18 protein-coding genes and 2 riboswitches are annotated in these 14,786 nt (G+C 38.6%); of the genes, 4 read left to right on the top strand and 14 right to left on the bottom strand.

Going from position 1 to position 14,786, the window contains the following annotated elements; translation table 11 throughout:
- Positions 1-11 precede the first annotated feature (11 nt).
- From rlmH to AADH04_RS07815, 3 genes are all read left to right on the top strand, one after another.
- Complete coding sequence (gene rlmH, locus AADH04_RS07825; RefSeq protein WP_434779675.1) at positions 12-482, top strand: 23S rRNA (pseudouridine(1915)-N(3))-methyltransferase RlmH; 471 nt, start codon at positions 12-14, stop codon at positions 480-482.
- Positions 483-507: 25 nt separating this feature from the next.
- Positions 508-1,470 (top strand): TerC family protein, encoded by a 963-nt coding sequence (locus AADH04_RS07820; protein ID WP_434779674.1) that lies wholly within the window; start codon positions 508-510, stop codon positions 1,468-1,470.
- Positions 1,471-1,687: 217 nt separating this feature from the next.
- Complete coding sequence (locus AADH04_RS07815; protein ID WP_434779673.1) at positions 1,688-2,194, top strand: GlcG/HbpS family heme-binding protein; 507 nt, start codon at positions 1,688-1,690, stop codon at positions 2,192-2,194.
- A gap of 37 nt (positions 2,195-2,231) precedes the next feature.
- Here AADH04_RS07815 and AADH04_RS07810 read toward each other — a convergent pair whose 3' ends face one another.
- The 4 genes from AADH04_RS07810 to gcvT all read right to left on the bottom strand — a co-directional run bounded on the left by AADH04_RS07810 (position 2,232) and on the right by gcvT (position 7,361).
- Positions 2,232-2,744: a hypothetical protein gene (locus AADH04_RS07810; RefSeq protein ID WP_434779672.1), complete on the bottom strand. Its 513-nt coding sequence runs from the start codon at positions 2,742-2,744 to the stop codon at positions 2,232-2,234.
- Between the two features lie 132 nt (positions 2,745-2,876).
- A complete protein-coding gene (gene gcvP, locus AADH04_RS07805; protein WP_434779671.1) occupies positions 2,877-5,729 on the bottom strand; it encodes an aminomethyl-transferring glycine dehydrogenase in 2,853 nt (950 codons plus the stop codon).
- A 102-nt stretch (positions 5,730-5,831) separates the two neighbouring features.
- Positions 5,832-6,218 (bottom strand): glycine cleavage system protein GcvH, encoded by a 387-nt coding sequence (gene gcvH / locus AADH04_RS07800; protein ID WP_434779670.1) that lies wholly within the window; start codon positions 6,216-6,218, stop codon positions 5,832-5,834.
- Between the two features lie 54 nt (positions 6,219-6,272).
- Entirely contained in the window at positions 6,273-7,361 is a 1,089-nt protein-coding gene (gcvT, locus tag AADH04_RS07795; protein ID WP_434779669.1) for a glycine cleavage system aminomethyltransferase GcvT, read from the bottom strand.
- 46 nt (positions 7,362-7,407) lie between these two features.
- Positions 7,408-7,501: riboswitch (glycine riboswitch) on the bottom strand.
- A gap of 5 nt (positions 7,502-7,506) precedes the next feature.
- Positions 7,507-7,594: riboswitch (glycine riboswitch) on the bottom strand.
- 267 nt (positions 7,595-7,861) lie between these two features.
- On the opposite strand from gcvT, the gene AADH04_RS07790 reads away from it, so the two are divergent.
- Positions 7,862-8,623: a hypothetical protein gene (locus AADH04_RS07790; RefSeq protein ID WP_434779668.1), complete on the top strand. Its 762-nt coding sequence runs from the start codon at positions 7,862-7,864 to the stop codon at positions 8,621-8,623.
- A gap of 73 nt (positions 8,624-8,696) precedes the next feature.
- Here the strand turns inward: AADH04_RS07790 and AADH04_RS07785 are convergent, their stop codons facing one another.
- From AADH04_RS07785 to dcd, 10 genes are all read right to left on the bottom strand, one after another.
- The gene (locus AADH04_RS07785; RefSeq protein WP_434779667.1) at positions 8,697-9,152 is read right to left on the bottom strand and encodes a ferritin-like domain-containing protein; all 456 of its coding nucleotides are present in this window, start codon (positions 9,150-9,152) and stop codon (positions 8,697-8,699) included.
- A 39-nt stretch (positions 9,153-9,191) separates the two neighbouring features.
- Entirely contained in the window at positions 9,192-10,388 is a 1,197-nt protein-coding gene (locus AADH04_RS07780; protein WP_434779666.1) for a tryptophan--tRNA ligase, read from the bottom strand.
- Between the two features lie 37 nt (positions 10,389-10,425).
- Complete coding sequence (locus AADH04_RS07775; RefSeq protein ID WP_434779665.1) at positions 10,426-11,103, bottom strand: site-2 protease family protein; 678 nt, start codon at positions 11,101-11,103, stop codon at positions 10,426-10,428.
- Positions 11,104-11,724, bottom strand: a complete 621-nt coding sequence (locus AADH04_RS07770; RefSeq protein WP_434779664.1) for an L-threonylcarbamoyladenylate synthase — start codon at positions 11,722-11,724, stop codon at positions 11,104-11,106.
- Between the two features lie 21 nt (positions 11,725-11,745).
- Positions 11,746-12,582 carry a PHP domain-containing protein gene (locus AADH04_RS07765; RefSeq protein WP_434779663.1) on the bottom strand — a complete coding sequence of 279 codons (837 nt, stop codon included), beginning with the start codon at positions 12,580-12,582 and terminating at the stop codon, positions 11,746-11,748.
- Positions 12,572-12,748 carry an oxidoreductase-like domain-containing protein gene (locus AADH04_RS07760; RefSeq protein ID WP_434779662.1) on the bottom strand — a complete coding sequence of 59 codons (177 nt, stop codon included), beginning with the start codon at positions 12,746-12,748 and terminating at the stop codon, positions 12,572-12,574. The genes AADH04_RS07765 and AADH04_RS07760 overlap by 11 nt, the downstream gene beginning before the upstream one ends.
- A gap of 2 nt (positions 12,749-12,750) precedes the next feature.
- The gene (locus AADH04_RS07755) at positions 12,751-12,969 is read right to left on the bottom strand and encodes an RNA-binding S4 domain-containing protein (RefSeq protein ID WP_434779661.1); all 219 of its coding nucleotides are present in this window, start codon (positions 12,967-12,969) and stop codon (positions 12,751-12,753) included.
- A gap of 177 nt (positions 12,970-13,146) precedes the next feature.
- Positions 13,147-13,656 (bottom strand): glutathione peroxidase, encoded by a 510-nt coding sequence (locus AADH04_RS07750; RefSeq protein ID WP_434779660.1) that lies wholly within the window; start codon positions 13,654-13,656, stop codon positions 13,147-13,149.
- A gap of 192 nt (positions 13,657-13,848) precedes the next feature.
- Positions 13,849-14,193, bottom strand: coding sequence for a GlpM family protein (locus AADH04_RS07745; RefSeq protein ID WP_434779659.1), 345 nt, complete (start codon positions 14,191-14,193; stop codon positions 13,849-13,851).
- Positions 14,194-14,219: 26 nt separating this feature from the next.
- On the bottom strand, positions 14,220-14,786 hold the full coding sequence (gene dcd / locus AADH04_RS07740; RefSeq protein ID WP_434779658.1) for a dCTP deaminase: 567 nt from the start codon (positions 14,784-14,786) through the stop codon (positions 14,220-14,222).

Raw genomic sequence — 14,786 nt, 5'->3', positions numbered from 1 at the left:
TTTGTACATCTATGTTAATTACTATTTTAGCTGTAGGCATAAAGATGCCCAATTGGGTTGATGAAGCGTTTAAGGATTACAGTAAACGCTTTGGTAAAGAAGCCAAAATTGCATTAAAAGAAATTAAACCTGAAAAAAGGGGGGCGGGTGTTTCTGCTGAGCAAGGTATTGCCTTGGAAGAAGCACGCCTTCGCGCGGCTATTCCGCCGAACAACCTCATGGTTGTATTAGATGAAAGAGGCCAATCTTTACGTTCAACACAATTGGCAAAATTAATCGAAAAATGGCAATTTGAAGGCCATAATATCTGTTTTATCATTGGAGGTGCGGATGGCCTAAGCCAAGAATTTAAAAGTAAAGCAGATTTACTGATCAAATTATCTGATCTGACTTTACCACATGGAATGGTACGTGTATTACTCATAGAACAGTTATACCGTGCGTTGTCTATTTTACAAAACCACCCATACCATCGGGAATAGTTTTTTATTTTTTAAAGAAAGCAATATGAATCATCTTTCTATCGGTACACCTTTATTTTATACCGTTTTCTTTATTATCATATTCATTATGATTGCTATTGATATTTTGGCCTTAAAAAAGAATGGCTCTCATAAGGTCAATACAAAAGAAGCATTAGTATGGACTGTTATTTGGGTCATAGTTTCAGTGTGTTTTGCAGGCTGGTTATATTTTGAACTGGCAAATGACCCGAACTATGGTACACAAATTGCTCATGAAAAAGTTTTAGAATACTTTACTGGCTATGTTTTAGAAAAATCCTTAGCAATTGATAATATCTTCGTCTTTTTACTGATTTTTTCTTATTTTAAAGTGCCGTCTGAATGGCAACATCGTGTCCTAATTTATGGTGTGTTTGGCGCTATTATTTTAAGGGCCATCATGATCGGTGCTGGGGCTGTTCTGGTTAGAGAGTTTTCTGAAATTTTATACGTATTTGGTGCATTTCTTATTTATACTGGATTTAAAATGCTCAAACCAGAAGCCGAGCATTCTGACTTAGGCAATAATAAACTGTTAAAGTGGGTAGAGCGTCGTATTCGACTCACAAAAGAATTCCATCAAGAACGCTTTTTCGTCAAACAAGATGGTTTATTGTATGCGACCCCTTTATTATTGGTGTTGATTATGATTGAACTGTCCGATGTTATTTTTGCGGTAGACAGTATCCCTGCCATTTTTGCGGTCACAACAGATCCTTTTATTGTACTCACATCAAATATATTTGCTATTTTAGGTTTACGTGCGATGTATTTCTTACTGGCAGATGTGGCTGATCGTTTTGAATACTTAAAATATGGTTTGGCCATTGTGCTGATGTTTATTGGTTGTAAAATGCTGATTGTAGAGTGGTTTCATGTGCCAGTGATTTTATCATTAGCCGTCATTTTTACGGTGATTGGTTCTTCAATCGCCTTATCGTTGTTTAAAACAAGATCTCAATCTTAAACAATCAAAAAAGTCCCTAAAATTTAGGGGCTTTTTTCTTTCTAACCAATCTATTTATTCATTTAATTTATATATTGAATTAAATGAAATTTACAGCATTTAATTTTTACCAAAAAAATCTGGCAATTATTGACCTAACTCATAGCCCTGAGCCAAGATTAAACTATGCTTATACACATAAAATTTCTTTGTGCATTAATTAAATAGGAGTATTGCTATGAAAACATATAATCGAATTTTAGCCACTTTAATCATGAGTGCATCACTTTGTAGCATGGCCTTAGCAGCACCGGAGACCATTTCAAAGGACCAAGTGATCACAATTCAATCTGTTTCATTGAAACAAGCTCAAGTGATGGCTCAAGCAGCAGAACAACGAGCAAAAGAAATTGGGGTGCCCATGATTATTGCTGTAGTTGATGCATCAGGCAATATGGTACTGCATGAACGGATGGAAGACGCACTACTTGTAAGCATTGATGTTTCTTTGAAAAAAGCCTACAGTGCTGTTGCCTTAAAAATGCCAACCGACAAATTAGCAACGGTTACTCAACCTAAAACCGAACTTTATGGCATTCAACACAGTGATGATAAACTCATCACATTTGGTGGCGGCTTTCCAATTGTTGTCAATGGTAAAATTGTGGGGGCAATTGGTGTAAGCGGGGGTTCTGTTGCACAAGATATGGACGTGGCTACAGCAGGACTAAAAGCATTGAAATAAAAATTTTTCATAAAGAGCATGTATTCAAACATGCTCTTTATTTATCTTGATAGTGAATAAGTTCTTTGTATTCTTGTTGTGCATCTAATAATGCCAAAGTAGCCTGGTCATATTGATTCAATGCTTTTTCTAGTTGAGATAACAATGGTGCTAATTGAGCATCTGTGTAATGATCAGGTAATTGGCTGGCTTTAATATAAATTTGTAAGATTTTTTCATATGCATCAACATAAGCCAATAATTTATATTGCACATTGTGTGCATTAGTAGGCATCTTTTCTGTTAACGAGTTTAACTGAGCTCTTAGCTGGCTAATGACTTGTTGCTCTTGTTGTAAATTTTTTGTAAATGATGATAAATCATGCCTTGCTTGTAAAGCATGATTAAAAGACTCAGACATCTGCCCGCCCAGTAAATCATCAGCCATTAAACTGACTTGTTGCCAAATACGCAAATGTTGACTCATATAATCAAAATGAGACATTTGGCAACCAACTAGCATAAGCATCAATAAACATGTGCTTATTATTGTGGCGATTTTATGAGGCATAAACCATTTTCCTTGAACCCAAAATAACACTTATGTGCTTTATACACTAAAATCTATTTTATTGGCAAAGAAACACAAAAGCCCCAAAAAATTTGGGGCTTTAAGTCAACCAATATACGGATAAATTAAGCTTTATTCGTACTCATCAATACTGGGGCAGCTACACACTAAATGCTTGTCCCCATACACATCATCAATACGATTAACACTTGGCCAGAATTTATTTTGAGCCACAAAAGCCAACGGATACACCGCTTCCTCTCGAGTGTAAGGATGCGTCCAATCATGCACCACATTAGCATGTGTATGTGGCGCATTAACCAAGGGGTTATCCTCTTTTGGCCAAACACCTTCTTGCACTTTTAACGCCTCTTGTTTGATTTGAATCATTGCAGCAATAAAGCGGTCAAGTTCAGCTTTACTTTCGCTTTCTGTGGGTTCTACCATTAAGGTGCCTGCTACAGGGAAAGACATGGTTGGCGCATGGAAACCGAAGTCCATTAGACGCTTGGCAATATCCACTTCTGTAATACCACTTTCGGCCTTTAATGGTCGTAAATCGACAATACATTCATGTGCAACACGATCATTTTGTCCTGTATACAAAATAGGATAATGGTCTTTTAAACTTCTGGCAATATAGTTGGCATTAAGTAGAGCCAATTCAGTGGCTTCTTTTAAGCCTTGTGCACCCATCATGGTGATATACATCCAAACAATAGGCAAAATACTGGCACTGCCAAAAGGCGCTGCAGATACTGCACCTTGCCCTTTTTGCGCATCATCAATATGACTGACAACATGATCTGGCATAAAAGGAGCTAAATGGCTTTTTAGTCCAATCGGTCCCATACCTGGTCCACCGCCGCCATGAGGGATACAAAAAGTCTTATGTAAGTTCATATGCAAAACATCTGCACCCACCCCAGCAGGTTGCATTAAACCAACTTGAGCATTCATATTGGCACCATCCATATAAACCTGTGCCCCATATTCATGGATAATTTGGCAAATGTCACGAATAGATGCTTCAAACACACCATGAGTAGATGGATAAGTAATCATCAAGGCACCAAGGTTTTCTTTGTGCTCATCTGCTTTAGCTTTTAAGTCAGCCACATCCACATTCCCTTGTTCATCACATGCGACCACAACAACTTTCATGCCCAACATTTGGGCTGTTGCAGGATTGGTACCATGAGCTGAGCGTGGGATCAGACAAATGTCTTTATGTGCATTACCATTAGCTTCATGGAAGCGACGAATGGTTAATAACCCCGTATATTCACCTTGAGCACCAGAGTTAGGTTGCATACAAATGGCATCAAAACCTGTAACTGCTTTTAGTTGCTCACATAAGCCATGAATCATTTCAAGGTAACCGCTGACCTGCCCTTTAGGCGCAAATGGATGTACATTTGCAAATTCTGGCCAAGTAATGGGGATCATTTCAGCGGTCGCATTAAGTTTCATGGTACAGGAACCTAAAGCAATCATGCTGTGATTAAGTGCTAAATCTTTATTTTCAAGACGCTTTAAATAACGCAGCATTTCATGTTCAGTATGATAACTGTTAAAGACAGGATGACTTAAAATGGCATCGGTACGTAAAAGGCTTGTGGGTAGAGAGGAAGAAATTGATTGAGTGTTGTCAATTTTTACATTTTTATCTGTAAAAAAGTGAATCAATTGTTCTACATCCTTAATAGTGGCTTCTTCATGAAAGGCTACTGAGATTTGATTTTGTCCCACTAGGCGTAGGTTATAACCTGCTTTTTGAGCATTCTGGTAAATTTGCTCTGTTTTGGTGTCTGTTTGTACCAAAACAGTATCAAAAAATTGCTCACTCAACACTTTACAACCTAATTGAGCCAGTTGATCAGCAAAAATACTGGCTAATGAGTGGATACGCCGAGCAATTCGTTTGACCCCTTCTGGGCCATGATAAACTGCATACATGCCAGCTAAATTGGCCAACAAAACTTGGGAGGTACAGATGTTGGAATTGGCTTTCTCCCGACGAATATGCTGCTCACGTGTTTGCAAAGCCATACGTAATGCATTTTTTCCGCTAGCATCAACAGAAACACCAATAATACGACCAGCAACAGAACGCTTCATTTCGTCTTTAAACGCAAAATATGCGGCATGAGGCCCACCAAAGCCCATAGGGATACCAAAGCGTTGTGTGCTGCCAAGTGCTATATCGGCGCCCATTTGAGCAGGCGATTTTAATAACACCAAACTCATGATATCAGCAGCCACGATAGCCAATGCACCTTTAGCTTTAATAGCTGAAATAATTTCGGTTAAATCGACAACATCGCCATCTGTACCGACATATTGAAAAATAGCACCAAAATACGCACCTTGTTTAGCCGTTTCAAAATCTCCGACAACCAAATCAAAACCAAAATATTTGGCACGGGTTCTGATGACATCTAGGGTTTGAGGGAAAATACGTTCATCAATAAAAAACTGATTCGATTTTGATTTGGATATTCTTCTGGCTGCAGTCATAGCCTCAGCGGCAGCTGTTGCTTCATCCAAAAGAGAAGCATTCGCCATTTCTAAACCAGTTAAATCGATACACACTTGTTGAAAATTCAATAAGGCTTCTAAACGACCTTGTGCTATTTCGGCCTGATAAGGGGTATAAGCAGTATACCAACCTGGGTTTTCTAAAACATTACGGACAATGACATTGGGTAAACGAGTAGGATAATACCCCATCCCAATAAAACTTTTATTAATGGTGATATTTTTAGTGAGCTTTTTGAGTTTTGCTAAAGCATCGGCTTCTATCATGGCTTCTGGCAAATCAAGAGCCTTATTCATCCGCACACTGCTGGGGACAGTTTGGTCAATAAAATCAGCCATGTTTTTGGCACCAACGACTTTAAGCATTTGTTCTTGTTCTTTTTCGCCTGAGCCTAAATGACGATGCACAAATTCTTGAGCATAGAATAAATCATTTAAATTCATTACAGATCCTTTATCCTTTGTACGACAATAAGAATATAGGCTGCCAAAAACAGTTTTTATTTTAGCAGCCTAATGAATTGATTATAAGACAATAATATGCAATTAAGCGCCAACTTCCTGAGCATATTGTTCGGGCGTTAATAAAGCGTCTAAATCAGCAACATTATCTGGTTGAATTCGGAAAAACCAACCACCTTCATATGGCGCACTATTTGCTAGTTCAGGCGATGCTTCCAGTTCTGCATTTACAGCCAAAATGGTGCCCGCAATTGGGCAATATAAATCAGAAGCAGCTTTAACTGATTCAACCACACCAGCTTCATCTGCCGCACCTAATTGCGCACCAACCTCTGGCAATTCAACAAACACAATATCACCCAATAAATCTTGGGCATGCTCAGTAATACCAACAGTCACACTGCCATCTTCTTCTAGACGTAACCACTCATGACTGTCAACATATTTTAAATCTGTAGGGATAAGACTCATTTTTTTCTCCTAAATATAGTATCAAAATAAAAAAATCTGATACGTTGTTTTTATTTAATCAAACACCTTTTTACCATTACGCACAAATGGCAATTTAACCACACGTACAATTGTTGGTGTACCTCGAAGGTCAACACTTGCTTGATCTTCAGTACCAGATGGTACTCGAGCAATCGCGACAGAATACCCTAAAGTGGGTGAAAAAGTACCACTGGTAATCACACCCTCCCCCTGGCCATCAACAGAAACTTTCATCCCTTCGCGTAAAACTCCTTTTGTTTCTAAAACCAAACCAACCTGTTTTAAAGATACACCCGCTTCTTTTTGCTTTAAAAGTGCCTCTTTACCAAAAAAAGAACGATCATCTTTTAGGGTTACAGTCCAAGCCATACCCACTTCAAAAGGGGTAGTGTGTTCATCCATATCATGCCCATATAAATTCATACCCGCTTCTAAACGTAAAGTATCGCGGGCACCTAAGCCACAAGGCGTAATACCATGCTCTTTTAGTAAGTTAAAAAAAGCAACAGCCTCACTGGCTGGAAGTAATACTTCTACGCCATCTTCACCCGTATAACCTGTACGTGCAACAAATACCTTATCTTCAACATAAGTACCTACAAATGGCTTAAGTGCCTGTACTTTTTCTGTCCAAGCAGGCTTTGCTGCGAGCAATTTTTCTACCGCCTTCGGCCCTTGAATCGCTAAAATAGCAATATCATCTGGGTTATGTAATGTGATTCCAAATGATTCTCCTGTCTTAGCAAACCAAGAGAGTACCTTTTCTCGTGTACCTGCATTAGACACCATTCTATAACCAAAAGGCATCAAATACACAATCAAATCATCAATAATGCCACCTTGCTCATTGAGCAAGCCAGAATAAAGAGCTTTACCTTCAACAGTTAACTTAGCAATATCATTGGACAGTAACAGGCTTAACCAAGCTTTTGCTTTTTCACCTGTTACATCGGTAATGGTCATGTGAGAGACATCAAACATACCAGCATCGGTACGAACACATTCATGCTCTTTCATTTGAGAGCCATAGTGAATGGGCAAATGCCAACCAAAAAAATCCACTAATTTGGCTCCAGATGCAAGATGTGCATCATAAAAAGGAGTACGTAATAATTGGGTCATAAGATTAAGCTCCAGATAATAGAATAAACACCTAAAACTAACTTAGGCGACCCCATCTGTCTTGAAACCTGAGAATTTCGAGTATCAATACTCTTGCTCCCTTCGGTGGGCAATCAATGCCACTCTCCAGATTTTTTGAAAATATCAAACCTTTACAGTCCGGATGCCTGAGCGATTCTTGGGGTGTTTGCGCCTTCGGCGTTGCATAATGCACACTCTCCTGCAAAGTAAAGTGATTATCAACTGTGGTTGTTTTTTTGGCAAGTACTTAATATTTGATTTTTATAAAAAGATCATAAAAATATACTCATTATAAATACCAAGACACTATAATATACCTTAGTTTTTTGTATTCAAATTTGACAAAAAAACTGTTCTTATTTTTTGTATTCTTATAAAATGCCCATACAATGCATTAATGACTTAATTTCATGCTCACAAAGCCTCTATTTAATATATAATTTAACAAATATTATTAGCAAAAATTAGGACAAAACAGAATGGTTTCACGTAAAAAAGCCACCGTAATACACTTATTAGTCAGTGCTGTCATTGCTATTGCAACTGGTTTGGCATTTCGATTTATTTACTTTCCAGATTATTACTTTGATGTATTGGACGGCACACATAAATTTTTTCTGATCATTGGTGTTGATGTTGTATTGGGCCCCTTACTCACTTTTATTATTTTTAATCCTAAAAAACCCAAAAAAGAACTCACCCGCGATGTATCACTTATTGCTGTAATTCAAATTGCCGCATTGGCCTATGGCTTATATGCTTCTTCTTTTGCTCGGCCTGTCTACACAGTATTTGAAGGCAAAACATTAACGATTATTACGGCAAATGAGCTACAACCTAATATGCTCAAAAGGGCACAAGCGCCTTATAATGCATTACCCATATTTGGCCCAAAAAATGTTTTTTCCAAAAAACCCACAGAGAAATCTTTAATCGAAGACATTACCCTAGGCAGTGGTTTTGGGCAAGGACAACCTTTTTGGCCTGAGCTTTATACGCCATTAACAGATGAGCATAAGAAACAAATGTGGCAAGCAGCAGAGCCAGTAAATGCTTTAGAACCAGCATTAACTCAAGAACAATTGGCATGGGTGCAAAAATCCTTTGGCTCAGATAGTGGGCTCAAAGCTTTACCTACCAGTAGCCAAATGGCTCAAAATCCTTATTTCTGGGCCATTATCTCGCCAGAAGGAAATATTTTAGCGGTGTTACCTGTAAATCCTGACAATATGGATAAATAGTCTTTATTGCTTTACAGTTAGCGAAAAAAAAAAAGCCAACATTCATTATTGGCTTTTTTTTCGCTGTTTTTATTTACACACAAAAAACATCTGTCTGTCCTGGATGACGTAACATTTTATTGACTTCATCCGCGTGCATTTCTTCTTCTACAATCATATTACGGGCATATTCTTCCAACAAAACCGATTTACCTTCCGTCATATGTAAAAGCTCATAGTATGCGGCTTTAGCAACGGACTCATGTTCTAAGCTTTCACGCATAATATCACCTAAGTCATGCTGATGGCTCTCTAGCAATGGCCCAATTTTAAGTGAAGGGTGTCCTCCCAATAAAGTCACGAGCTCTCCTGCTTTCATGGCATGCTGTAAACTTTCTTCCGCATTGGTTTTCATCCATGAAACAATGGGTATACGACTATAACCATACACCATTAAAGAGTAATGGGTATAACGAACTACCCCCGCTAACTCTAGTTCCATAATCTTATTCAATACACCAATTACTGCAGCTTTATCGACATTTTCCATTATTTTCTCCTTGTGTGATATTAGGTTGTGACACCAAACTTATACTTCTAGTCCTAGTGCTGCTCTGACATCATTCATCGTAGTCTGAGCGGCTTTTCTTGCTTTCTCACTCCCCATCAGCACAATTTCCTGAACCAATGCAGGGTTGTCCAAATATTTTTGTGCTCTTTCAAAAATTGGCTGTTGCTCTGCCACAACCGATTCAATCAATGGTTGTTTACAATCAATACAACCAATGCCTGCTTTAGGACATTCTGTCTTCACCCATTGCTTGGTTTCTTCTGATGAGTACACCAAATGAAACTGCCACACTGGACATTTTTCTGGGTCTCCTGGGTCTGTTCGGCGCACCCTAGCAGGATCGGTAGGCATTGCACGGATTTTTTTACTGACGCTTTGAGGATCTTCTCTCATGGTAATGGTGTTACCATAAGATTTTGACATTTTAGCCCCATCTAACCCAGGCATTTTTGATGCTTTGGTGAGGCTGACTTCTGGCTCATATAAAATAGAACGGCCTTTATTTTCAATAAACCCAAACAAGCGGTTTTTCTCTTCACTATTAACATTTTGACTGGCTAAAACAAGCTGATGTGCCTGTTTTAAAGCGTCTTCATCGCCATTTTGTAAATAGGCTGTTCTTAACTTAGCGATTTCTTTGCCCACTTTGCCCATTTTTTTTAATAAAGCCTGAGCCAACTCTTCATAATTTGGCTCTTTCCCATAAAAATGATTAAAACGTCTGGCAATTTCTCGACAAATTTCCACATGGGGAATTTGATCTTCCCCAACAGGTACTTTAGTGGCTCGATACAACAAAATATCCGCGCTCATCAAAACAGGGTAACCCAAAAAGCCATAAGTCCCTAAATCTTTATCCGTTAATTTGGTTATTTGATCCTTATAAGTAGGTACTCGCTCTAGCCATGATAAAGGGGTCACCATAGATAAAGCTAGGTGTAACTCTGCGTGTTGTGGCACTTTACTTTGAATAAAAATCGCCGCTTTTTCTGGATCGAGCCCTGCAGCCAACCAATCAATCACCATATCCCAGATACTGCTTTTTATAATAGACGGATCTTCATATGCTGTTGTTAAAGCATGAAGATCAGCAACCATAAAATAACATTGGCTGGTTTGTTGCATGGCAACCCAGTTTTTCAATACACCATGATAATGGCCTAAATGAAGTTTCCCTGTCGGGCGCATACCCGATAAAATAATGTCCTGACTCATTTTATTATTCTCTATACAATAATTCTTTATCTGTTTTTTAAAAAAGTAATACTCTTAAATACCCTGATGGAATCAACGCAGCCATACTCACCCAATAAACCAACTCTGAAAATATGGCTCTGGTTGCGGGGAAAAAGATAATAAATAAAACAATCCAAGTCCCATAGGGCTCGATTTTTTGAAACGATAATGAAGCTTTAAGCGGTAAAAAAGTATCCAATACCCGCCCGCCATCCAAAGGCAAAATCGGAATCATATTTAACACAAATAACACGGCATTAATCATTACCCCATATTGCGTCATTAACTCATAGGGTTGTACATACGAAGCAGGCATAAAACCAGAAAAGGACAGCAATAGCGCCCAAATGATCATCATAGTCAAATTGGCTAATGGGCCAGCAAAAGCAACGATACGGACGCCTTTTCGTAAAGAAACATTAAAGTTTCTTGGGTTAAAAGGAACAGGTTTTGCCCACCCAAAAATAAAAGGCATGCCTACCGCCGAAGAACCAATATACATAAGCAAAGGCACCGCAATCGTACCCACTGGATCAATATGGTTTATTGGGTTTAAAGTTAACCGCCCGAGCATTGCTGCGGTATCATCGCCACAATATTTGGCGGCATAGCCATGCGCAGCTTCATGTACGGTAATCGCCATTAGTAATGGCACAATAATCACAGCTAATGTTGCGAAATCAAAATTCATCATTTATAGTCCAAAAATAGCCACATCGCCTTTTCCTTGGCGAATCAATTCAATACCATCAGTCATATCAATGACAGAAGTAGGGTCTGTACCACACCAACCACCGTCAATGACTAAATCAACATGATGTTCTAGCCGATCCCTAATTTCGTAAGGATCCGTTAATGGTTCGTCATCTTCTGGTAAAACCAAAGTAGACGACAAAATAGGCTCGCCCAATGCCTCAAGCAAGCTTAAAGCAATTTTATTGTCAGGAACCCTAAGACCGATAGTGTTACGTTTAGGATGCAAAGTTCGTCGAGGTACTTCTTTGCTCGCCTGTAAAATAAAGGTATAACTCCCTGGCGTTGCCGCTTTTAAGAGCCTAAACTGACTATTATCGACTTTTGCATAAGTTCCTAAATCGCTCAAATCTGCACACACTAAAGTCAAATGGTGGCTTAAATCAATTTGCCTGATGTGTAAAATACGATTCATGGCTTCTTTATTACCCAAAAGACATCCTAAAGCATAACAAGAGTCTGTGGGGTACACAATAACACCACCATTTTTAATGATATCAACAGCTTGATTAATTAAACGGGCTTGTGGGGTTTCTGGATGTATTGCAAAAAATTGTGCCATCTTGTTTCTCCACAAAAACGATTAGTTTACTCTAAATTCAGTCCATACGGGGCGACAAATTACAGGTAGAGAAGGGGGCTGCCCTAAAACTCGCCCTCCTTCACCTATAGCATGAAAATCACTACCAACGCTACTGAACAACTCATATCTTTGCGCCAAGAGCGCGTAATTAATGATTTCATTTTGCTTATGGCAACTACACGCAACTTCTATGGCCTCGCCTCCAGCATCTTTAAACTCCTCAATCAACGAACGCATCGCTGTTGCACTAATTGCATAACGCCCAGGATGGGCAATAACAGCGATACCACCTGCCTGCCTAATCCAAGAAATCGCCTCAGGAATACTGGCCCACTCATGCGCGACATACGCACTTTTACCATCACCCAAATATTTTTTAAAGGCCTGATTCATGTTTTTCACATGACCTTCTTTTACTAAAAAGCGTGCAATATGTGCTCTACCGACCATTTCAGTGTTTTCACTTAATGCTAAAGCACCTTCATAAACCCCATGAATGCCTTTTTTATCAAATCGATCACTCATTTTCAATAAACGTTCTAATCGACCAGAGCGAACCTGAGCCAGCTGGGTCTGTAATTGCTGATTGTGTTCATCAACATTTAAACCAACAATATGAATACTACGACCTCGCCATGTTGTGGACACTTCAACCCCACTAATGAACTGCAAACCCAGCAGTTGTGCTGCATCTCGTGCCTCTTGTATGCCCCCTAAATGATCATGATCAGTCAAGGCAATCATTTGCGTACCATTTTGATGAGCTAATTGCATTAATTGTGTTGGGCTTAATTGTCCATCGGATATATACGAATGGCAATGTAAATCAATCTGCATCAGTCTTTTTACTTTCTTGTTGTGCTTGTTGTTTGGCCAGCTTAGCCTGATAAACTTGAAGGGCAGCATAATAAACCGTCCAAACACAGTCATCACAACCATTGCCACAACACTCATTTTCTTGAGGGGGAACGGGAGGGTCTAATAAAACAGTTTGGGGTGCCATACTTACTGAACCTGAATACAAAAGTGTTCACCACTAACCACACTGCCAGCACGAATTTTTGCCGTTTTGCGTTGTTCTACTTGTTGATTCACAAAAACCTCACCATTACTGATCATCAACTTTGCATGTCCGCCCGTTTGCGCAACACCACAACACTTAAGTAAATCACATAGCGCAATATATTCTGACTCTAAAGAAAAAATTTCTGTGTGCTCAGTCATAGAAGAACCTTTTAATATCGTTTCTTTGATTTTATAAGCTTTTGGGTAGAAACAGAAGCAAAACCGAAAAATTTGAAGTTTAATTAAAAAATAAAGATTTGCTCTATAAACTATTCATCTATTTATTAAGGAACTTAACGGACCCTTTTTAGAGCAAAGACCCCATACATTATGTGATTAATCCTGCGCATCTTGATCATTGTTGTGCTGCAACAAAGAAACAATAGCGTGCTCTAAATCAAAAGGAGGCACAATTGGTGCAAAACGCCTGACAACAATACCTTGTCTGTTGATTAAAAATTTAGTGAAGTTCCATTTAATGAAGGTACTGCCTACTATGCCTCGTTGCTGTTGTTTTAAGTAATGCCATAATGGATCTGCTGTTTGGCCATTAACCATTAATTTTTTACTGACAATAAAAACTGAGTCATAATTTAATGCACAAAATTGCACAATCTCTTCATTGGTTAAAGGCTCTTGATGTAAAAACTGATCACACGGACATAAAACAATATTCAGCCCTTCCGCTTTGTATTGTTTGGCAAGCTTAGCTAATTCAGATAATTGAGGTGCAAATCCACATTTACTTGCAGTATTGACAATTAAAACCACTCTACCCTTAAATTGGCTCATGGGTATGGATGTATTGACAGATGATTCTAAAGAAAAATCATAAAAAGAAGTCATTTTAGTTACCCAAAAAAAGACGCCGCTACAGGAAGGAGGAGTCTGTAACAGCGCTAAGGGGAAAGTATTCTAGCAAGGAAGGAAATAAAAAATTGCTAAATACTTACCGTTAGTCAGCAGACTCTTAAAAAAGTTCATTATTATTTCAAATATTTCAAAAAACCATTATAAGATTTTGATTTTAAATAAAATTTAAAAATGAAAAACTTTATACCATATTAAAATCAAACCTATAGCACACACAGCCCAAGCAATGGTTGCATAAGTCAGTGTTAACACGACACTACAGCGAATACTCAACCAATAGACACAAAATAAATAAGCTGCATACGGAATCAAAGACCATAAACCAAATAAAGCGGTTGTGCGTAAAGCTTGGGTAGAACGTTCTGTTGCAACAATATAATGGGCAATTAAGGCAAAAGTAGGGAAAAGCGGAACCAATCCTGCAATAAAAAAACTCTTTGATTTAGACAAAAGCGCAATAGCCAAAACAGCTACTGCGCCTAATAGACACTTCAAAAATAAAGCGATCATTCTAGTCTCACGTTAACCATAAAATTTTAGGTTTTGGGTAAGGTCACCCCAACTTGCCCCATATATTTACCATTACGGTCTTTATATGAAGTCTCACACTGTTCATCACTTTCAAAAAAGAGCACTTGAGCCACACCTTCCCCAGCATAAATTTTTGCAGGCAATGGCGTTGTATTAGAAAACTCTAATGTCACATACCCTTCCCACTCAGGCTCAAATGGTGTCACATTCACAATAATGCCACAGCGAGCATAGGTTGATTTACCTAAGCAAACGGTTAATACAGAGCGTGGAATCCTAAAGTATTCAACTGTACGAGCCAGTGCGAACGAATTAGGCGGAATAATACAAAAATCATCCTCCACTTCAACAAAATTACGGGTATCGAATGCTTTTGGATCAACTATTGTGCTGTTAATATTGGTGAAAATTTTAAACTCGCGAGCACAACGAATATCGTACCCATAACTGGAAGTACCATAAGAAATGATCTTTTGACCATTCGCTTCCTTTATTTGCCCAGGCTCAAATGGATCAATCATGCCATGTTGTTCAGACATACGACGGATCCATTTATCTGACTTAATACTCAT

The organism is Neisseria sp. Ec49-e6-T10 (assembly GCF_051132615.1).
In the GTDB taxonomy this organism is placed as follows: Bacteria; Pseudomonadota; Gammaproteobacteria; order Burkholderiales; family Neisseriaceae.
The sequence above is the reverse complement of the archived record's forward strand: the minus strand, read 5'-3'. Positions and strand labels throughout refer to the sequence as shown.

What these genes read in the sequence shown, in the direction of transcription:
- rlmH (WP_434779675.1), top strand. Translation starts at nt 12, where the DNA reads ATGTTAATTACTATTTTAGCTGTAGGCATAAAGATGCCCAATTGGGTT.
- AADH04_RS07820 (WP_434779674.1), top strand. Translation starts at nt 508, where the DNA reads ATGAATCATCTTTCTATCGGTACACCTTTATTTTATACCGTTTTCTTT.
- AADH04_RS07815 (WP_434779673.1), top strand. Translation starts at nt 1,688, where the DNA reads ATGAAAACATATAATCGAATTTTAGCCACTTTAATCATGAGTGCATCA.
- AADH04_RS07810 (WP_434779672.1), bottom strand. Translation starts at nt 2,744, where the DNA reads ATGCCTCATAAAATCGCCACAATAATAAGCACATGTTTATTGATGCTT.
- gcvP (WP_434779671.1), bottom strand. Translation starts at nt 5,729, where the DNA reads ATGAATTTAAATGATTTATTCTATGCTCAAGAATTTGTGCATCGTCAT.
- gcvH (WP_434779670.1), bottom strand. Translation starts at nt 6,218, where the DNA reads ATGAGTCTTATCCCTACAGATTTAAAATATGTTGACAGTCATGAGTGG.
- gcvT (WP_434779669.1), bottom strand. Translation starts at nt 7,361, where the DNA reads ATGACCCAATTATTACGTACTCCTTTTTATGATGCACATCTTGCATCT.
- AADH04_RS07790 (WP_434779668.1), top strand. Translation starts at nt 7,862, where the DNA reads ATGGTTTCACGTAAAAAAGCCACCGTAATACACTTATTAGTCAGTGCT.
- AADH04_RS07785 (WP_434779667.1), bottom strand. Translation starts at nt 9,152, where the DNA reads ATGGAAAATGTCGATAAAGCTGCAGTAATTGGTGTATTGAATAAGATT.
- AADH04_RS07780 (WP_434779666.1), bottom strand. Translation starts at nt 10,388, where the DNA reads ATGAGTCAGGACATTATTTTATCGGGTATGCGCCCGACAGGGAAACTT.
- AADH04_RS07775 (WP_434779665.1), bottom strand. Translation starts at nt 11,103, where the DNA reads ATGATGAATTTTGATTTCGCAACATTAGCTGTGATTATTGTGCCATTA.
- AADH04_RS07770 (WP_434779664.1), bottom strand. Translation starts at nt 11,724, where the DNA reads ATGGCACAATTTTTTGCAATACATCCAGAAACCCCACAAGCCCGTTTA.
- AADH04_RS07765 (WP_434779663.1), bottom strand. Translation starts at nt 12,582, where the DNA reads ATGCAGATTGATTTACATTGCCATTCGTATATATCCGATGGACAATTA.
- AADH04_RS07760 (WP_434779662.1), bottom strand. Translation starts at nt 12,748, where the DNA reads ATGGCACCCCAAACTGTTTTATTAGACCCTCCCGTTCCCCCTCAAGAA.
- AADH04_RS07755 (WP_434779661.1), bottom strand. Translation starts at nt 12,969, where the DNA reads ATGACTGAGCACACAGAAATTTTTTCTTTAGAGTCAGAATATATTGCG.
- AADH04_RS07750 (WP_434779660.1), bottom strand. Translation starts at nt 13,656, where the DNA reads ATGACTTCTTTTTATGATTTTTCTTTAGAATCATCTGTCAATACATCC.
- AADH04_RS07745 (WP_434779659.1), bottom strand. Translation starts at nt 14,193, where the DNA reads ATGATCGCTTTATTTTTGAAGTGTCTATTAGGCGCAGTAGCTGTTTTG.
- dcd (WP_434779658.1), bottom strand. Translation starts at nt 14,786, where the DNA reads ATGAGTATTAAGTCAGATAAATGGATCCGTCGTATGTCTGAACAACAT.